The following is an 18,252-nucleotide window of genomic DNA, read 5'->3' as shown; positions in this document are numbered from 1 at the left end:
AGCTTATCCCACCATTCCCATTAAATATACAACCGTGAAAATAAAGACCCACACAACATCGATAAAGTGCCAGTATAAACTTGCGACATAATATTTAGGAGCGTTATATAAGTTTAGCCCCCGCTTCGCATTTCGAATCATCAAAGAACCAATCCAAAGCAGTCCGAACGTTACGTGAGCTCCGTGTGTCCCAACCAGCGCGTAGAAAGAAGAACCAAATGCGCTGCTTGTAAACGTATGCCCTTCATGAACATAATGCCTGAACTCATAGATTTCTAGCCCTAAAAACGCTAAACCTAAAAGCCACGTAACGCCTAACCATAGCTGCATCTTTTTAAACTCAAAATTTTTCATATGATACATAGCATATACGCTTGTTAGTGAACTTGTTAATAAAATCATGGTTGCTGCAAAAACAAGCTTAATATCAAACAATTCTTCCGGCTTAGGTCCTGACATCGTTGAATTGCGCAAAGCTAAATAAGTAGCAAAAAGTGAAGCAAACAAAACCGTCTCCCCGCCTAAAAAGAGCCAAAAGCCGGTAAATTTATTTTTCCCTTCAAGCGTTGCTTTTTCAGGCGAAGCAGGGAAAGTTTCAGCGGTTAGCTTTTGTTCAGTCTCCATTACATCTTCGCCTCCTTGTCATCATCAACTAAGTCTTCTTTGTGAATATGAAAACCGTGATCATCAATCCATGAACGGAAGAACATCGATAAAAACATGACGATCATTCCGATAATCCCTACAACATCTCCCCACGCATGATCATTTCGATACAAAAAGCCAATCCCTGCAATAAACATCCCAAGCGATATCATAAATGGAATAAACGATGAGTTTGGCATATGAATATCACCAAGAGGTTCGGCTGGCGTCATTTCTTTATTTCCTGCCATTTTTTCAATCCAATATGCATCTAACCCGCGTACAAGCGGCGTTTGTTTAAAGTTATACTCTGGTGGCGGAGATGAAATAGCCCATTCTAATGTACGTCCGTCTCCCCAAGGATCTCCTCCTACCTTTTGTCCTTTGGCAGTGGTTTTTATAATGTTAACAAGTAAAATGAGCGTAGCAACCGCCATGAAAGCAGCTCCTGATGAACTGATTGCATTCCCAAGGTCGAGACCTTGATTAGGCAAGAACGTCCATACGCGGCGAGGCATCCCCATTAGACCTAAGAAATGCTGAATAAAGAACGTTAAGTGGAAACCAATCAAAAAGAGCCAGAACGTTGCTTTACTTAACTTTTCATCTAACATCTTGCCAAACATTTTTGGCCACCAGTATGTGACACCTGCTAATATAGCGTATACGACACCGCCTACGATAACGTAATGGAAGTGAGCAACGATAAAATAAGAATCTTGAAATTGATAATCTGCAGGTGCTACAGCTGCCATAACTCCTGTTACTCCCCCGATAACAAATGACGGAATAAAGGCGACAGCGTAAAGCATTGGAGACGTAAACTCAATACTTCCTCCCCAAAGCGTAAACAGCCAGTTAAAAATTTTAATTCCAGTTGGAACGGCGATGGCCATCGTAGCGACAGCAAAAATGGCATTTGCAATCGGACCAAGTCCGGTTGTAAACATGTGGTGCGCCCACACCATGAACCCTAAAAATCCGATTAATACGGTAGCAAAAACCATCGACGAGTATCCGAATAATCTCTTTCTTGAAAAAGTAGGTAAAATTTCTGAGAAAACACCAAACGCTGGAAGAATTAAAATATATACTTCCGGATGACCGAATATCCAGAAAAGATGTTCCCAGATAATCGTATTTCCACCCATTGTGGCGTCAAAAAAGTTTCCACCGAACAAGCGGTCAAAAATCATTAAAAACAATCCAACCGTCAGTGCTGGAAACGCAAACAAAATAAGAGCTGATGCAACAAACGTCGTCCACGTAAACAGCGGCATACGCATATAAGTCATACCTGGCGCCCTCATGTTAATGATTGTTACGAGAAAGTTGATACCTGAAATCAATGTCCCGGCTCCGGAAATCTGCAAACCTATCGCATAAAAATCAATTCCGTGACCAGGCGATGCAATAGACAGCGAAGCATATGATGTCCAACCTGCATCAGGTGCTCCTCCTAAAAACCAGCTTAGATTTAAAAAGAGTCCCCCAAAGGCAAACAACCAAAAACCTAACAAATTTAAAAATGGAAATGCTACATCTCGAGCTCCGATTTGCAGCGGAACAACTGCATTCATCATAGCAAAAAGAAGCGGCATGGCAGCTAAGAAAATCATCGTTGTTCCATGCATTGTTAAAATTTCATTATACGTTCCTGCACTAACAAAGTCATTGCTTGGTATAGCCAGCTGAATACGTATAAATAGCGCTTCCACTCCTCCGACTAGAAAAAAGATACCGCCGGCAATTAAATAAAGAATGGCGATTTTCTTATGATCCACGGTTGTCATAAAGTCCCAAATTGTTCCACCTACACCCTTCTTTTGACTGAGTGTACTCATCGCTAAACCTCCCCTTTTAAAAACGACTGGACGTTTATTTTTCTTTTAAACTCATTAAATAGTCTGCTAGCTCATTTACTTGTTCATCAGTTAAGTCAGGATATGTACCACTCATCTTATTACCCGGCTTAACTTTCTCAGGGTTTTTTAACCATTTTTTGATATTTTCCTTGTTGTGAGGAAGCACTCCGGCTACACGCTCACGTTCAGAAAAACCGGCTAAGTTTGGTGCTTGACGAGCTTGCTCTGGACGATTGTCTTTGACATCAACAGCATGGCATCCGATACAGCTTTCATTAAAGACCTCTTGACCCGCTTTTGCGGATGCTGTTTCTACATCAGGCTTTGCCTTTTTCAAATCTTTTGCCCACGTATCAAATTCATTGCTTGATACAGCCCGTACTTTAAAGTCCATAAGAGAATGAGATGGACCGCAAAGCTCAGCACATTTTCCGTAGAAAACCCCGTTAGCTTCCTTCGATTTTTTAGAATCAAACACTAGCCAAAATTTATTATCATTTTCTGTGTTAGCATCGAGCTTTCCTCCAACTGAAGGAATCCAGAATGAGTGCTTGACGTCAGAAGCTTTAATATTAAAGTAGACTTTTTTATCCGTTGGAACAACTAGATCTTGGGATGTAATAATTTTTTGATTAGGATACTCAAATTCCCACCAGTACAAGTTAGCACGCACATTTACTACGACAGCATCTTTGTCCTTCATTCCTTTTACGTCCGCTAGCTTAAATGTTGAGATGACCGTTGGAACAGTCAAAATAATGAGCAGCAAGATAGGAATCACTGTCCATATAATTTCTAACTTTCTGCTTCCTTCCACTTGCTTTGGAATCACGTTTTCTTCGCCTTTACGACGACGAAAGCGCAGAATAACAAATATAAAGATAATGGTGACCACAATAATAACTAAAACCATGATGGCTGTACTAAGAAGCATAAGCGAATATTGTTCTTCAGCTACCTCACCTGCAGGCTTAAGTGTTGACAAAAACGGTTTTCCACAGGCCGATAACACGAATGCAAGCAGCGTAAATAACGACAAAACACGAAAGTTCAATCGCCATTTTTTCATACCATTCCCCAACCTCTCTTTCATTGACGTGATTTCATCTATGCCCTCTTGAGCATAAAACTTATTCCTTCTATAATGAATTCTACATGTAGAAGAAATCCCCCTTGTGCAGCGTCGCATTCAGTGAAAGATTTTATCTAGGCAAAAAGCGTTGCGACAATCATTGAGACAAATAAAATAGTTAAATAGTTTAGTGAGTAGACAAACATCATGCTAGCCCACTTTGTGTCTTCTTGTTTATTGTATTGAGCAAATCCTAAAAATAGCCATCCTATGTTTAAAACAGTGGCCAAAATTAGAAATGGAATGCCTAATTCGTATAAATAAAGAGGTAATGGCAACAAACAAGCAATCCAAATGAGAATCTGTCGTTTTGTAAGCTCAAAACCATGTACAACAGGCAGCATAGGGATTCCCGCTGCTCGATATTCTTCACATCTTCGCATAGCAAGAGCTAGAAAATGAGGCGGCTGCCAAATAAACATGATTAAAAATAATACCCAAGCCACTACGTGTAAATTGGGATCGATAGCGGCCCATCCAATTAATGGCGGGACAGCGCCTGATATACTTCCGATTACTGTATTAATTGTGTATAGTCTTTTGGACCACATGGTGTAAAGAACTACATATGTAAGTATTCCTGCTAATCCGATGAGAGCGGCTACGGAAGAAACAACTAGTAGCATAAGCAAGCCGGTTAACGTCAAACCGATTCCAATCCCAAGGACCGTCAAAGGTGTAAAACTTCCTGTCACTGTAGGTCGTCCCTTTGTTCGTTCCATTAGAGGGTCAATGTCACGATCTATGTAATTGTTCAAACTGCATGAACCGGCGATGATAAGTGAAGAACCTATTAAAGTAAAAAATGCTTTATCCAGGTTTTCTAAGAAGTGTTGTTCGTTGAAGAAAAGAGCTAGCCAAAAACCAGTAAAGGTGGTGATGAAATTTGAGTTGACTATTCCGATTTTAATCGTAGCTAAAAAATCTGACCAAATGGAACTATTTTCGCTTACATGAGCTGTGTTAGGCGATGCAGAAAGCGTTGAATCTTCCACCATTTTTGAATCTTCCATGGCGCTTCCTCCTTTACTCATCCACAGACTTTTATCTAGTAAATAAAGAGTCTATAAATGAAGGCGTTTTCAACATATTTTTACAAAAATCTCCTCTTTGTTCACAAAGAAGTCATATTCCTCTCACCGAAACTACTTAAAAGCTTCACATGTAAACGATAAAATAGTAGAGAATTATCTATTTCTCATGTTTATTAAACCATATTTTGCCGTTACTTTGTGAAGAATTCATGAAAAAAATATGGATTTTTTTTGTCATGAGCTAAATGCATGTCGCTGTCACTTGTTAAAAGATATTTCTGCAAGTAAAATAGTTTTCTGTACGGTACCTTTTACATATCTGCAGAGTCAAACTCATGAACAAACCTTACACTTTCTACCATTATAACAAATTCAATCAAGTTTATGGAGAATAAATGAAATTTATGTTTAATATACAAAAAGATTAGGATAAAATGTTTAGCTCGTTATATTACTTACTTTGCTTTTAGGATGGTGATTATTGTGCGACTTGGATTAAAGTTTTTATCCGTTGTGACGAGCATAGCCATGTTACTTATTCTACTTGGCGGTGCTCTTGTTACGAAAACTGGTTCAGCAGACGGGTGCGGAGATTCTTGGCCTCTGTGTAACGGACAGCTCATTCCCGACCCTTTAACATTTGAAACCGTTGTTGAATTAAGCCACCGCTTAGTTTCTGGCGTGTCGGGCTTTCTTGTACTCGCTTTATGCGTATGGGCGTGGATTTCACTAGGACATATAAAAGAAGTTAGACCTTTAGCGTTTATCTCTTTTTTCTTCCTAGTACTGCAAGCATTAATTGGGGCCGCTGCCGTTATGTGGGGGCAATCAGATGCGGTGCTTGCTCTTCATTTTGGTATTTCCCTTATTTCGTTTGCTTCTGTGCTGCTGTTAACACTTATCATCTTTGAAGTGGATCAAAAGCTCGACACAGCTAACATGCAGCTAGGCTCTAAAATGAAAAAACATATTTACGGGGTTATCTTATACACATATGCCGTTGTGTACACGGGCGCGCTTGTTCGCCATAAAGAAGCTAGCTTAGCCTGTCCAGACGTTCCATTTTGTTCAAACGGAAACGGTTGGCTACCCGTTGTTGATTTGAATCAGTGGATTCAAATGGGACATCGATCCGCTGCTGTTTTAACGTTTGTATGGATTTTAGCTGCCTTTATCCATGCAGTTAAATATTATCGTCATCAAAAAAATATTTTTTACGGATGGTTAGCTGCTCTCATTCTAGTTATTTTTCAGGCGGTTTCCGGTATGCTTGTTGTTGTCACACGTCTGCAGCTAGAGCTCGCGCTTGCTCATTCTTTAATTATCTCTTTCCTATTCGGTGTATTAAGCTACTTGACCTTACTTGCAACGCGTCATACACATAATTAATCAAAAAAGGTACGAGCTCTGAGCTCGTACCTTTTTTGATTAGCTTTCTAATTCAATTAATAAATCTCCCGGCTGGATGCCATCTCCATTCGATACGTGTACTTGTTTAATCACGCCGTCAAATGGTGCTTGCACGGTTGTTTCCATTTTCATTGCTTCTGTGATCATTAAGTGATTACCTTTTGAGACTTTATCGCCTTTTTCTACTACTACTCGAATAACGGTTCCAGGCATTGAAGCGCCAATGTGGGCCGGATTTCCTTGGTCGGCTTTTTGTTTTGCCGTAACGGTTGTTTTGACACTTTCGTCTTTAATCACGACTTCACGAGGCTGACCGTTTAATTCAAAGTATACTGTTCGCGTACCGTCTGCCTGCGGTTCTCCAATGGATACAAGGCGAACGATTAAGGTTTTTCCTTTTTCAATCTCAATTTCAGCCTCTTCTCCTAAACGCATGCCGTATAGGAAAGTCGGTGTATCAAGAACAGAGATGTCTCCGTATTGTTCGACTGCTTTGTGATAATCCATAAATACTTTTGGATACAGCGCATAAGCAATGGCGTCAAAACTCGTCACTTGACGATTTAAGTCTTTAAATAGCTTTTCTTTCACTGCATCGAAGTCCACATCTTCTAACAGTTCTCCAGGACGAACTGTAATAGGTTTTCTGCCTTTTAGAATGATGCGCTGAAGCTCTTTAGGGAATCCCCCGTGAGGCTGTCCTAAATACCCTTCAAACAATTCAATAACGGAATCCGGGAAGTCAAGCGTTTCACCGCGCTCAAACAGCGTTTCTTCTGTCAAATTGTTTTGAACCATAAACAATGCCATGTCTCCAACTACTTTTGATGATGGCGTAACTTTTACAATATCACCAAATAACAAATTCACGCGTGAATACATATCTTTTACTTCATCCCAGCGGTTTCCTAAACCAACTGCTTTTGCTTGTTGCTGTAAGTTGCTATATTGACCGCCTGGCATTTCATGCTCGTACACTTCCGTATGAGGAGCATTCATCCCGCTTTCGAAGTCTTGGTAATATTTTCGCACGTCTTCCCAATAGTAAGAAAGCTCTTCTAGATTTTTAATATCCAGATTTGGTCTGCGGTCCGCACCTTCTAATGCGTAATAAAGAGAGTTAGCGCTCGGCTGAGACGTTAAGCCTGCCATTGAGCTTACGGCTACGTCTACAATGTCTACACCTGCTTCAATTGCTTTTGCGTACGTGTATACACCGTTTCCGCTTGTATCATGCGTATGAAGGTGAATTGGAATATCAACCGTTTCTTTTAGAGCCGATACTAAATCATAAGCTGCCTGTGGTTTTAAAAGACCCGCCATATCTTTAATGCCCAGGATATGTGCTCCAGACTGCTCAAGCTCTTTTGCTAAGTTCTTGTAGTAATCCAAATCATACTTACGGCGCGTCGGATCTAAAATATCACCTGTATAACACATCGCTGCTTCTGCAATCTTCCCTGTTTGACGAACGGAGTCAATTGCAAGAGTCATTCCTTGCACCCAGTTTAAGCTGTCAAAGATACGGAAAACATCAATACCTGCATAAGCTGATTTTTCAACAAATTCCTTGATTACATTATCAGGATAGTTTTTATATCCAACCGCATTTGACGCGCGAAGAAGCATTTGGAAAAGAACGTTTGGCGCTTGTTGACGTAAAGTAAGCAAGCGATCCCACGGATCTTCTTTTAAGAATCGATAAGCGACATCAAACGTTGCTCCTCCCCACATTTCCATAGAAAATAAATCCGGAAGCAAGCGAGCAGTTGGGTTAGCTACTTGTTTTAAGTCGTTTGTACGAATACGCGTAGCTAAAAGAGACTGATGGCCGTCACGGAAGGTTGTATCCGTTAATAGCACTTCCTTGCGTTCTTTCACCCAATTTACTAGCCCTTCAGCGCCTTTTTCATCTAAAATCTGCTTTGTTCCGTTTGGAATTGGTTGTTTTATATCGACATTAGGAACACGCGGTTTCGTAAAGATTGGCTTTTTCTTTTCCGATACACCCGGGAATCCGTTTACCGTAACATTCCCAATGTATGTAAGCATTTTAGTTCCGCGGTCTTTTCGCTTAGGGAAGACAAAAAGTTCAGGCGTTGTATCAATAAATGATGTATCATAAGCACCTGTTAAGAACTTGTCATGCTTTACTACATTTTCAAGAAATGGAATATTGGTTTTAATTCCACGAATACGAAACTCTTTTAAGTTCCGTACCATTTTTGATGCGGCTTGATCGAATGTTAAGGCCCATGTTGTTACTTTTACTAACAGTGAATCATAATACGGCGTAATGACAGCACCTTGGAAGCTGTTTCCCGTATCTAAACGTACGCCAAAACCGCCGCCAGAACGATAAGCCATAATCTTACCCGTATCCGGCATAAAGTTATTTAACGGGTCTTCTGTCGTTACACGAGATTGAATTGCATATCCATGTACGTGAATTTGGTCTTGTGCAGGAATAGACACTTCCTTGCTGTGAAGTGCGTAGCCGTCCGCAATTAAAATTTGCGATTGAACGATATCAATACCTGTAATCATTTCAGTAATTGTGTGCTCTACTTGAACACGTGGATTTACTTCAATAAAATAAAAATCGTTTCCTGATACTAAAAATTCTACTGTACCAGCATTTATGTACTGCACTTTTTCCATCAGCTGCACAGCTGCTTCACAAATGCGGAGACGTAAGTCTTCATCTATAGAAACACTTGGTGCTACTTCTACTACTTTTTGGTGACGACGCTGCACTGAACAGTCGCGTTCGTAAAGGTGCACAACATTTCCTTGTTCATCACCTAAAATTTGCACTTCAATATGTTTTGGATTTTCAACTAGTTTCTCGACGTATACTTCATCATTACCAAAAGCCGCTTTTGCTTCTGATTTGGCACGATCATAAGATTCATTCAGGCTGTCTGCATCGCGAACGATACGCATGCCTCGACCGCCTCCGCCCAAAGCTGCTTTGATCATTAGAGGATATCCATGCTGATTAGCAAATTCTTTTGCTTCGTCAATTGAATCAATAGGACCATCTGTACCAGGAATAACGGGAATATCTGCTTGAATAGCCTGATGACGTGCTTTTACTTTATCGCCAAACATATCAAGATGCTTGGATTTTGGGCCAATAAAAATAATGCCTTCTTCTTCGCAACGTTTTGCAAATTGGATATTTTCTGACAAAAAACCATAGCCAGGGTGAATAGCATCTACATCATGAGACTTAGCAATGTCGATGATGCCTTCTATATCTAAATAAGCATCAATGGGCTTTTTCTCCGCTCCTACTAAATAGGCTTCATCCGCTTTGTAACGGTGATAAGAACCTGCGTCTTCCTTCGAATAAATTGCAACAGTCCGAATATTCAGTTCAGTACATGCTCGAAATACACGAATCGCAATTTCTCCCCGGTTTGCTACTAATACTTTTTTGATTTTTTTAGTTACAAAACTCATGTTGCTAATCTCCTCTCAATTTCGTATAAACTTCAATATATAGCAAAATTGGATAAAAGAAAAGCAAAAATCAATGGAAAATAATAAAATTCCAATAAATTTTTGCTTTTTTTACACAATTTTTTTACGAAAATCAATCGCTTGTTGTTGATGTATTGTTCGGATGTAGCACAATATTTTCCGTATTTTTCTGTTTTTTATTTTGATAATTTACGAAAAATGAAATATTTACAATAATTCCCATAGACACCATCAGCGTTAGTAGCGAAGACCCTCCGTAACTGATAAACGGAAGCGTGACGCCGGTAATCGGAATGAGTCCCGTAAGCCCTCCAAGGTTGATGCCTGTTTGAATACCTATCATACTGGCTACTCCAATACAAATCATGCTAGCAAACGGATCCTGAGATTTTTTAGCCAGCATTAAAATCCTGAAAATTAAGAAGCCTAAAAGGCCCAGCACGAGCATAACTCCAAAGAATCCTAATTCTTCTGCAATAATGGCCATAATGAAATCGGTATGGGGCTCGGGAAGATAACCATACTTTTGTACACTTTCTCCTAAACCAAGGCCTTTTAAGCCTCCTGTACCTATTGCTAAATATGAATTAACCAGCTGATAACCGGTTCCTTGAGCATTAGCAAACGGATCTGACGCACCGGTAAAACGGCCGATTCGATTGGCAGTAAACTGACCTGTAAAAAAACCAATCGTAATAATGACCGTAAGCAAAATAATACCTAGTGCTAACATGCGGAAAAAGGTTTTTTTAGAGATTCCCGAACATAGCATAATGGTAACGGAAATCGCAAAAATAATTGATCCCGTTCCAAGGTCAGGCTGAATCGCTACAAAACCTAATATTAGAAATACAAGACCCATAGGTCCAAAAAAAGCTTTTTTGATGTTGTCAATATACTCTTGCCTTTTAGACAAAACATACGATAAGTATAAAATGACAACAAGCTTGGCATACTCAGCCGGCTGCATGTTTGCTCCGCCAAGCTGCAGCCAACTTTGCGCATTGTTACTCGTATGCCCCATTACAAACACAAGCAAAAGCAGTACAAAAATGCCCAGAATCGCATAAGGCAGTATTTTAGGATACAGCTTGTAAGGTGTTAGCATTGTTAAAATGAACAATACAAGCGTAAACGCAAGCCACATTTTTTGTCTGTTGTAAAAGAAATCACTTGACGTATGATATCTTGTAATACTTACAATCATACTTGAACTGTAAACCATAACTAGTCCAACCGCACAAAGAAGCAGCACTGGAATTACAATTGAATAGTCAAAATGCCTAAATATTTTTTTTACCATAACCCTCTTCCTTTAAAAATGACGTGTTTCTGTTTCGTTTCATCTTTTATGTACAAATTTGAGTAAATTAGGAAATTTCAACCACCTGTAATAAAAAACTCAAACTACGTTTGTATATAGTTTGAGTTTCGATCGCGTGATTTTTATTTTTTTGTAAACGCTTCATGCAGTGCAGAAAGTTCACGCTCGAGGCGGTCTAGCAATGTTTTTCCAACACGTTCATCAATTAAACCAAGACGAACTGCAAAATCAATTTCTCTTGATAAACCAAACATTTGTGTATCTAAAACCTCTTCATAGAGAGGACATTGTGGCATTGTTAAGTTATCCATTTGAACTTGAATTAATTGCAAAATCTTATCTGCATCAGCTTTTAACAACGCATACGCTTTTTCACGATGATCTATCATTGTCTCAGGCGTCAAACTCAATCCCTCCGTTCGCGAGCGATTACCTAATCTATCTCTCAATTTTAAAGGCTATGCTCCAAAAAAGCAAGGATAAACATGTCCGTGAGGCTGGCCGTCTTTTTTATACTGTTACTTTCTCAAAACCATTACCATAGATGTAGGAAATTTCGCACTTTCGTTGACTCTTACATTATATCATACGAGAATCACTCTCAACTAAATTTTTTCATCAAAGTGACAAATAAGGAGAAAGCGCTTATACTTTTAGCAAGGGGGCATTTATGATGAATTCAATTATTATGTTAAAAGGAAAAGTAAAATATACGCTGACACTCGACCCAAGCGTGTGGATTTTCGATGACCGCAAGCTCGATATGGACGTTTTCTTTGAACATCCACCAGAGCAAAAAGATGAGACAGAAGCGTACACAAAGGCTGTTTCTAAGCATTGGGACCGTGAAATTCAAGAAGGAGCCGTCTTTCCTCCTACGTTAAAAACCGAAAAGAAATTCAAAAAACAGGAGCTAGTAAATGGAACATTTGGGATTTTATTTGCACCTTTTCTAGCAAACGCTTCACCTACTAAAGACGCTACCAACGTTTCATTTAAAACAAAAGACGCGCTGATTTCTTTTTCATTAGAAGAAGCGCAAAAACTAATCTTTGGTTTCAGCCAAGACGGAAAGCCTCTTAGAGAAGACGGGCCTATCTATGTCTATTTACCGGATGGATCTAACCGAAATAACCCTATTAAATATGTGGAAGAAATCATCGTTACATAATAAAAAAAGTGGGGTTCCAAAAGGGACCCCACTTTTTTTTAAAGAATATCAGCTGCTAATTGTGCTAGCCCGGAGCGCTCTCCTTTGATTAACCGAACGTGGCCCGATACTTTTTGCTCTTTAAACTTTTCAACTACGTACGTTAATCCGTTGTTATACTCATCTAAATAAGGATGATCAATTTGAGCCGGATCTCCCATAAGCACAATTTTACTCTTTTCCCCTACCCTTGTTAAAATTGTTTTAATTTCATGCTTCGTTAAATTTTGTGCTTCATCAATAATAATAAACTGTTCCGGAATACTTCGGCCTCTTATATACGTCAAGGCTTCCACTTCTATTGAACTCAGCCCCGCTAGAATCGCATCCAGTTCTCCAGGTTTTTTAGTGTTGAATAAGTACTCTAGGTTATCATAAATTGGTTGCATCCATGGACGAAGCTTCTCCTGCTTTTCTCCTGGCAAGAATCCAATATCTTTCCCTAAAGGAACAATTGGACGAGCTACAAGCAGCTTTTTAAAACACCCTAGATCTTCCGTCTGCATAAGTCCTGAAGCTAAAGCAAGCAGCGTTTTACCCGTACCTGCCTTCCCAATTAACGTGACCAGTTGAACGTCGTCTCTAAGAAGAAGTTCTAACGCCATAATTTGCTGAACATTTCGAGGTTTGATTCCCCAGATATGATCATATTCAAATAACAGTTTTTTTACTTTCGTTGTTGTTTGATCGACAATGCCGATGGCTGATCCGGATCCTCCAAATGCATCTTTCATCACTAAGAATTGATTTGCAAAAAAGGAGTGGTTCGCAATTTGAGACGTTAGCAGCTCTCCTTTTTCGTAAAATTGACTCAGCAGCTCTTTTGCAATATAGACTTCTGAAAAGCCTGTATAAATACTATTGAATTCCACTACTCGATCACTTAAAAAATCTTCTGCTCTTAAACCGATTGCGTCAGCCTTCACACGTACCAACACATCTTTACTCACTAGTATCACTTCACGTCCATCTTCTTTTGTTTCCTCTTCAAGGGATAAATTTTTAGCAACAGCTAAAATTCGATTATCATTTGTTTTTTCCACAAAGATTTCTTGAAGCTGTTGAAAAGAGCGATGATTGAGTTCAATTCGCAAATGGCCCCCATTTTCTAACGGGATTTTCTCATATAACTTTCCATGTTGTCTCAAGTTATCAATGAGTTTGGATACCTGCCTTGCATTTCGTCCGACTTCATCCATATTTCTTTTTTTCGAATCAACTTCTTCTAGTACAACGGCTGGAATCACTACTTCGTTATCATCAAATGAAAAAATTGAATGCGGATCTTGTAATAAAACATTCGTATCTAATACATAAATTTTTCCCAATAATTCAGCCTCCTACTCCGATTGTTTTTCCTGTAAGGAGTGAAACAAGGCACCCATCCATTTATATACTATGTAACGCACATGTGTGAAGTGACCTTAAATGGACGGACCATTTTCTTTAAATATATGAACACGTGTATAAAGATAGAAGAACTATTAGAAACTAAATACAAATTACTACAAAAAATGAGTCATTCATAAGGAGGAGTCTCCCACATGAACAAATTTTTTCTATCCATTAGCTTATGTTTTATTACACTAACCGGCTGCAACAATAATCAAGCAGACGTTGAAGAAGGGCAAAAGACAGATCGAATTGTACAGGTCAAAAATTCATCTCCTGAACGCTCTCACAAGCGTACTGCTAATGAAATATCAGCGCATTTAGTTGAACTGGCTTCAAGCGTTCCGAATGTAAATGATGCTACTGCCATTGTGCTCGGCAAGTATGCAATCGTAGGCATTGACGTCGGCAAAGATATTGATCGTTCAGAAGTAAGTTCAATCAAATATACAGTTGCCGAAGGTCTGAAAGCTGATCCGTACGGCGCTAACTCTGTTGTTATTGCAGATCCTGATACGGTCGCTCGGCTAAAACAAATTGGAAATGAAATTCGCAAAGGTCGGCCGGTTACAGGATTTTTAGATGAATTAGCAGCCATTGTAAACCGAGTGATGCCTGAATTTGCAGAAGAAATCCGCCGAAATCCTAGTTCAACAGATACAAACAATCAAAAATTAAATAATAAACAAGAGCAAAATTTAAAGAATGAGCAGGAAAAACAATCTAATAATCATCTTCAAAAAAATGAATAAGAAAGTCGCTTAGCGGCAGGCTGCTGCTAAGCTTTTTTTATCGCTTCAATTACTTGCTTATCGAGTTTAGCGGCTGCTACTGGATCATAGGTCTTTTCATATGAAGGGTTTACTGAAATCTTAGAGCCATAGAACATGACATCTCTTACTTCATTAATATCTAGTTCAATTAGCGTCAGCTTTAAAGCTACTCCGTCTAACTTTTCTTGCACTACCTCAGCTATTCCGCTGATTGAGTAGCATGATTCATTAGCAAGAATATTTACCACTGCTTTATTCGTATGTTTAATGTTTTCTACAATCCTCGATTTGACATCTACGGCAAATCGAATTTTTTGTTTAGTCGGAGCTACTAACCACGAAATGGCACTAACATTTGGAGCGTTTGTTTCAAAATCAATAGTTGAAATGGTTGCAAATCTCTCTGTCTGTAGCTCATCGTATAATGCATCTACTAATTGAGTCTCGACTTCGTTGGCCATTTTCATCCCTCCTACTGTTTATGTACTTACTAGTTACTATCTTCGAGCTAACAAGCAAAATTACCTGCTTCTTTAGGAATGTTTTCCTATCGTTCCTTTTCTCCTGAGAGATAGCACCGCAAAAAAACTTTATAAAACAAGAATTTTCGGCTAGAATGATGTATAGAGAAGTTGAGGTGATAGAAATGAGAGTACAATGTGTCATGTGCGATAAAATTGAAACAATTGAGGATGAAACGCTCGTGGCAAAACGACTGCGCAACCGTCCTATCCATACATATATGTGCAATGAATGTTCTGAACGGATTGAAAAACGAACAAAAGAACGCATAGCTACTGGTAACTTTAAACTATATGAGTCGAAAAAGACAGAGGAGGATTGGTAAGGTGCTCCGTTTAGGAATAAGTATCGGCATGTTCAGCGGGATTATCCTTGGGTTATGTTTGAAATGGATAGAATGGCTAACCGGCAAACAAGTTTATACCCTTTTATTAAATGTTGATTTTATTCCTATCATTGGCCCTATTCAATGGCCTGAATGGGTGGAGTTTGTTTTTCATTTATTCATTGCCGTTGCAATTGGGATCGTTTTTGTTTACATAGTAGGTAAATTAAACAATATGTCTATTCGAAAAATCGTATTGTGTTCTTTTTTATTAACACTTCCAACCATTCCTTTGTATTTTCCGTTGACGCTGCTTGCGCTTAAGCCTACGCCTGCAGTGGATGATGCAGTAGCAATTTTTTATTGGACAGCTGGCCATTTAATTTTCGCAGCCGCTCTTGTCTTCGGCTATATCATACTAAAAAGACGCTTGTAGCTACAAGCGTCTTTTTATGTAGTCTGTTATGAACCCAACGTGGAGTTTTGCTTTTTAGCCTGATACAGCCGTATTTTATAAATAATTAATACAAGCGCTGCAACCACTAGCCCTTCAGCTACAGGTAAAAAAATGCCTAAAAACGTTAAAATCGTACATCCAAAAGCTAAAAATAGATAAATAACCACAGATTTTAAAAGCGGCAGCTTCTTTGCAAACCCGAGTTTGTACACGAGAACAGATAGCCCTAAAATAGTAAAGTATAACAGCCACATTCCTATTTTTGCATGTTCATCTACTTGATACAAAGCAGCAAAAAATGAAAGGTGTTCTTTTACATCCATCTTCCTTCCCCCTATTCCTTACTTTACATTATTCGATATAAGCCACCTTTTTCCTTTCCAAATTCTCTCTTTATAAAACGCTTTCAAAAAATAGAAAATTCTGATATAATTGATAAAAAACAAGCCGCTAGCAAATAAAGCTAACGACTTCCTTTTTTTATTATTTCGTGTCAGCGTATTTTTTCTTTTTCGCTGCTTTTTCACGTTCATTTTTATCAAGAATTTTTTTACGTAGACGAATAGATTCTGGTGTGATTTCACAATATTCATCTTCGTTTAAATATTCAAGTGATTGCTCTAAAGACATAATACGAGGTTTTTTCATACCTGTTGTTTGATCTTTGTTAGCAGAACGCATATTCGTCATTTGCTTCATTTTACAGATGTTAACAACGATATCATTTTCACGAGTGTGTTCTCCTACGATCATACCTTCGTATACTTCTGTACCTGGCTCCACGAAAATTGTACCGCGGTCTTCTACGCCTTGGATTCCATAAGTAGATGATTTACCGCTTTCCATAGAAACAAGCACACCTTGACGGCGACCTCCAACTTGACCTTGCTGCATTGGTTGGTAGCTATCAAATGAATGGTTAATGATACCGAATCCACGAGTTAACGATAAGAACTCAGTTGTATAACCGATTAAACCACGTGCAGGAACCATAAAGATCAGACGAACTTGACCGCTGCCGTTGTTAATCATATCAACCATTTCACCTTTACGAGCACCCATTGATTCCATAATAGAACCCGTATGTTCTTCAGGCACGTCGATTTGCACACGTTCAACTGGCTCACAGCGAACGCCATCAATTTCACGAACGATTACTTCAGGTTTTGATACTTGAATCTCATATCCTTCACGACGCATATTTTCAATTAAAATAGATAAATGAAGTTCTCCACGTCCTGAAACGACCCATACATCCGGTGAATCAGTATTTTCCACGCGTAAACTTACATCTGTCTCAAGTTCAGACATTAAGCGCTCTTCAATTTTACGAGATGTAACAAATTTACCTTCACGACCAGCAAACGGTGAATTGTTTACTAAGAACGTCATTTGTAAAGTAGGTTCATCAATACGTAAAATTGGCAGTGCATCTTGGTGGTCAAACGGACATACTGTTTCACCTACGTTGATGTCTTCCATTCCTGATACAGCGATCAGGTCTCCTGCTTTTGCTTCTTCGATTTCAACACGCTTTAAGCCTAGGAAACCGAATAATTTTGTTACGCGGAATTGTTTTACCGTACCGTCAAGCTTCATTAATGCAACTTGCTGGCCTACTTTCATTGTTCCGCGGAATACGCGTCCTACACCGATACGACCAAGATAGTCATTGTAGTCAAGCATTGCCACTTGGAATTGAAGTGGTTCGTCGCTGTTGTCTACTGGTGCTGGAATGTGCTCGATGATTGAGTCAAATAGAGATGACATGTTCTCATCTTGCTTTTCAGGGTTCGTGCTAGCCGTTCCGTTGATTGCTGAAGCATAAACAACAGGGAACTCAATTTGTTCCTCACTTGCACCTAGTTCAATAAATAAGTCAATTACTTCATCAACTACTTCAGTTGGACGAGCAAAGTCACGGTCAATTTTGTTAACAACAACAATCGGCGTTAAGTTTTGCTCTAATGCTTTTTTCAATACAAAGCGCGTTTGAGGCATACATCCTTCGTATGCGTCTACTACAAGTAGAACACCGTCTACCATTTTCATAATACGCTCAACTTCTCCACCGAAGTCAGCATGTCCTGGCGTATCCATAATGTTGATACGCGTATCTTTATAATTAATAGCTGTGTTTTTCGCTAAAATTGTAATTCCACGCTCACGCTCAAGGTCATTTGAATCCATCGCACGTTCTTCAACATGCTCATTAGTACGGAATGTTCCGGACTGATGTAATAATTTATCTACTAACGTTGTTTTCCCATGGTCTACATGGGCAATAATGGCAATATTACGTAAATCTTTACGAATGTTCACGCATTTCACTCCTATGCTTGTAATAACTAAGCTATTATATCACACTAACTCTAGAATTGCAGAATGATTTTGTTGTACACTATAAATATCCGTTACAAATGGGAGGAATCAACATGAGAAACATTAAGTGGGTATTCGTTTTATATGCATTCATCGCAACTGCAGCTATTATGTCAATTGGCATATTTATCGGAGAAGGAAGCGCTCTCGGGGTCATTTTAGCTATCGTAGCTTTAATTGTTGTAATGGGTCTTGGCTTTACGACTAAGAAAAAAATGCGAGAAAAAGGGCAGCTGTAATTTTTTTGCGATGATTGAAAGCGTCATGGCCATTTGCAACATCAAAATGGTTC

The 18,252-nt window shown here is 39.0% G+C and carries 17 protein-coding genes; 6 read left to right on the top strand and 11 right to left on the bottom strand.

The features are described from left to right. Positions 1-3 precede the first annotated feature (3 nt). The 4 genes from ctaE to cyoE form a co-directional block, all read right to left on the bottom strand. Positions 4-624, bottom strand: a complete 621-nt coding sequence (gene ctaE, locus MKX72_RS06970; protein WP_013056081.1) for a cytochrome c oxidase subunit III — start codon at positions 622-624, stop codon at positions 4-6. Continuing rightward, the gene (gene ctaD / locus MKX72_RS06965) at positions 624-2,489 is read right to left on the bottom strand and encodes a cytochrome c oxidase subunit I (RefSeq protein WP_033578414.1); all 1,866 of its coding nucleotides are present in this window, start codon (positions 2,487-2,489) and stop codon (positions 624-626) included. Before ctaD ends, ctaE begins: the two co-directional genes overlap by 1 nt. Before the next feature lie 34 nt (positions 2,490-2,523). Continuing rightward, on the bottom strand, positions 2,524-3,579 hold the full coding sequence (gene coxB / locus MKX72_RS06960) for a cytochrome c oxidase subunit II (RefSeq protein ID WP_028414096.1): 1,056 nt from the start codon (positions 3,577-3,579) through the stop codon (positions 2,524-2,526). Positions 3,580-3,716: 137 nt separating this feature from the next. Beyond that, entirely contained in the window at positions 3,717-4,655 is a 939-nt protein-coding gene (gene cyoE, locus MKX72_RS06955; protein ID WP_028414097.1) for a heme o synthase, read from the bottom strand. 504 nt (positions 4,656-5,159) lie between these two features. Between cyoE and MKX72_RS06950 the strand changes: the two genes are divergently transcribed. Then, on the top strand, positions 5,160-6,065 hold the full coding sequence (locus MKX72_RS06950) for a COX15/CtaA family protein (protein ID WP_155008273.1): 906 nt from the start codon (positions 5,160-5,162) through the stop codon (positions 6,063-6,065). Positions 6,066-6,104: 39 nt separating this feature from the next. On the opposite strand, the gene pyc is transcribed toward MKX72_RS06950, so the two are convergent. The 3 genes from pyc to MKX72_RS06935 form a co-directional block, all read right to left on the bottom strand. Continuing rightward, the gene (gene pyc, locus MKX72_RS06945) at positions 6,105-9,554 is read right to left on the bottom strand and encodes a pyruvate carboxylase (protein WP_340759024.1); all 3,450 of its coding nucleotides are present in this window, start codon (positions 9,552-9,554) and stop codon (positions 6,105-6,107) included. Positions 9,555-9,687: 133 nt separating this feature from the next. Next, complete coding sequence (locus MKX72_RS06940) at positions 9,688-10,878, bottom strand: FtsW/RodA/SpoVE family cell cycle protein (protein WP_028414100.1); 1,191 nt, start codon at positions 10,876-10,878, stop codon at positions 9,688-9,690. 143 nt (positions 10,879-11,021) lie between these two features. Continuing rightward, a complete protein-coding gene (locus MKX72_RS06935) occupies positions 11,022-11,288 on the bottom strand; it encodes a YlaN family protein (RefSeq protein WP_370506486.1) in 267 nt (88 codons plus the stop codon). Between the two features lie 281 nt (positions 11,289-11,569). Between MKX72_RS06935 and MKX72_RS06930 the strand changes: the two genes are divergently transcribed. Next, positions 11,570-12,070 (top strand): peptidyl-prolyl cis-trans isomerase, encoded by a 501-nt coding sequence (locus tag MKX72_RS06930; RefSeq protein ID WP_155008274.1) that lies wholly within the window; start codon positions 11,570-11,572, stop codon positions 12,068-12,070. Positions 12,071-12,108: 38 nt separating this feature from the next. Here MKX72_RS06930 and MKX72_RS06925 read toward each other — a convergent pair whose 3' ends face one another. Continuing rightward, positions 12,109-13,437 (bottom strand): PhoH family protein, encoded by a 1,329-nt coding sequence (locus MKX72_RS06925; protein ID WP_013056072.1) that lies wholly within the window; start codon positions 13,435-13,437, stop codon positions 12,109-12,111. Between the two features lie 216 nt (positions 13,438-13,653). On the opposite strand from MKX72_RS06925, the gene MKX72_RS06920 reads away from it, so the two are divergent. Then, the gene (locus MKX72_RS06920; RefSeq protein WP_013056071.1) at positions 13,654-14,253 is read left to right on the top strand and encodes a YhcN/YlaJ family sporulation lipoprotein; all 600 of its coding nucleotides are present in this window, start codon (positions 13,654-13,656) and stop codon (positions 14,251-14,253) included. A 26-nt stretch (positions 14,254-14,279) separates the two neighbouring features. Here the strand turns inward: MKX72_RS06920 and MKX72_RS06915 are convergent, their stop codons facing one another. Continuing rightward, positions 14,280-14,735, bottom strand: a complete 456-nt coding sequence (locus tag MKX72_RS06915; protein ID WP_033578412.1) for a pyridoxamine 5'-phosphate oxidase family protein — start codon at positions 14,733-14,735, stop codon at positions 14,280-14,282. 185 nt (positions 14,736-14,920) lie between these two features. On the opposite strand from MKX72_RS06915, the gene MKX72_RS06910 reads away from it, so the two are divergent. After that, positions 14,921-15,121 (top strand): YlaI family protein, encoded by a 201-nt coding sequence (locus MKX72_RS06910; RefSeq protein WP_013056069.1) that lies wholly within the window; start codon positions 14,921-14,923, stop codon positions 15,119-15,121. A 1-nt stretch (position 15,122) separates the two neighbouring features. Further along, positions 15,123-15,557 carry a hypothetical protein gene (locus MKX72_RS06905; RefSeq protein ID WP_033578411.1) on the top strand — a complete coding sequence of 145 codons (435 nt, stop codon included), beginning with the start codon at positions 15,123-15,125 and terminating at the stop codon, positions 15,555-15,557. Positions 15,558-15,583: 26 nt separating this feature from the next. On the opposite strand, the gene MKX72_RS06900 is transcribed toward MKX72_RS06905, so the two are convergent. Together MKX72_RS06900 and typA are read right to left on the bottom strand one after the other, a co-directional pair. Continuing rightward, positions 15,584-15,901 (bottom strand): YlaH-like family protein, encoded by a 318-nt coding sequence (locus tag MKX72_RS06900; protein WP_013056067.1) that lies wholly within the window; start codon positions 15,899-15,901, stop codon positions 15,584-15,586. A 160-nt stretch (positions 15,902-16,061) separates the two neighbouring features. Further along, positions 16,062-17,900 carry a translational GTPase TypA gene (gene typA / locus MKX72_RS06895; RefSeq protein ID WP_013056066.1) on the bottom strand — a complete coding sequence of 613 codons (1,839 nt, stop codon included), beginning with the start codon at positions 17,898-17,900 and terminating at the stop codon, positions 16,062-16,064. A 113-nt stretch (positions 17,901-18,013) separates the two neighbouring features. On the opposite strand from typA, the gene MKX72_RS06890 reads away from it, so the two are divergent. Beyond that, positions 18,014-18,199: a YlaF family protein gene (locus MKX72_RS06890; protein ID WP_028414104.1), complete on the top strand. Its 186-nt coding sequence runs from the start codon at positions 18,014-18,016 to the stop codon at positions 18,197-18,199. Positions 18,200-18,252: the final 53 nt, after the last annotated feature.

Source organism: Priestia sp. FSL R5-0597 (genome assembly GCF_038006305.1).
GTDB lineage: Bacteria > Bacillota > Bacilli > Bacillales > Bacillaceae_H > Priestia > Priestia zanthoxyli.
The sequence above is the reverse complement of the archived record's forward strand: the minus strand, read 5'-3'. Positions and strand labels throughout refer to the sequence as shown.